Genomic DNA, 1174 nt, shown 5'->3' with positions numbered 1-1174 from the left:
AAATGAGATCGTCACGGTTTGCTCCTGTCATGTCCCAGCACGCGTTAACAGAACTGCGTTCGGTCTGACAGGTGCGGTAGAGTTTGCGACAGAACCGTTTTGACCGCATAACTGCCAATGGCCACGTCGGGACAAACCGTAAGTCCGACAGAACTCGACCGATGACTGCTTCGAGCCCCTCGCTGCCATTTAATCCCTTGCGGCTCAGGTCCGGAGTGAGCCCAATCTGGCCGATGCCGCGACATGTTCGGACGGCTTATACTTTTGGCGGGGTGGTCTAACAGAGGTACTGACTCATACCGATTGTTAGATGAACCAAAATTGCTTAAGTGTAGGCTCCGCACGCAACACAGTTTTCGTCGACGCCTTTTCAAGTTCAATCCTGTGGTTGTTCATCAGGCTGAGAAATTGCAACAGGGTCGCAATGAAATCGCGCTCAATAGACATTGTCTTTGCGCGTGATCCTATATTGCGAAGGTGATTGGTCTGCCCAACGTTTAAAAGACCGTCTAAACGCTCGGTCGTCCGAGTACCCCAGCAACTGAGCAATCGTATCGATACTCAAGTCCGGGTTCGCGAGAAGTCTTTTAGCATTCGCTTCACGAACTTCCTCGAGCATTTCACGCAGTTCCTTACCGTGTTGGCCAACGAGCCTTTGCAGAGATCTCAGGCTGAGGTGCAGTTTTTCCGCAAGAGCCACAGCGCCATATTCGCCAACGGCGGCATTCTCGCAAATTGCGTCATGTACTTTCTGCAGATCCTGGATGCCCAGATTCGAGAGGCCATTCTCATTGTTCATGCGCTCCAGATGTGTCCGCGCGTAATCGTGCAGTGGTTTACTGGATAGCCGGCTAGGCCTGTCCAACGCATCATTGGTCATGACCAGCGTATTTCTTTTTTGTTCAAAGGTTACTTTTGTTCCGAAGAACTCTTCGTACAGATTAAGCTCCAGAATAGGCCTATGCGCGAATTGGACTTCGGTGATTGCGTCCGCAAGGTCAAACCACTCGCACATTGTCCAATACAGCAGGGCACAACCGAACTCTCCCGTCGCACCGTTATCCAACTCGTCCATTGGGTGGTATGTCTTTGCCCCCTAAAATTGTGCCACTACTTTGGCCGAGAAGGGGGAACAAGGGATGGCTCGGAAGCGATACTCGGACGAAGACATTCT

Annotated in this window: 1 protein-coding gene; it reads right to left on the bottom strand. The window is 51.4% G+C overall.

Annotated elements, in window-relative coordinates; genetic code table 11:
• Positions 1 to 436 precede the first annotated feature (436 nt).
• Positions 437 to 1075 carry a helix-turn-helix transcriptional regulator gene (locus ACR0ER_RS25580; RefSeq protein ID WP_480771271.1) on the bottom strand — a complete coding sequence of 213 codons (639 nt, stop codon included), beginning with the start codon at positions 1073 to 1075 and terminating at the stop codon, positions 437 to 439.
• Positions 1076 to 1174: the final 99 nt, after the last annotated feature.

This window comes from Ruegeria sp. CH8 (assembly GCF_056536985.1).
This window is presented reverse-complemented; position numbering and strand designations above follow the sequence as displayed.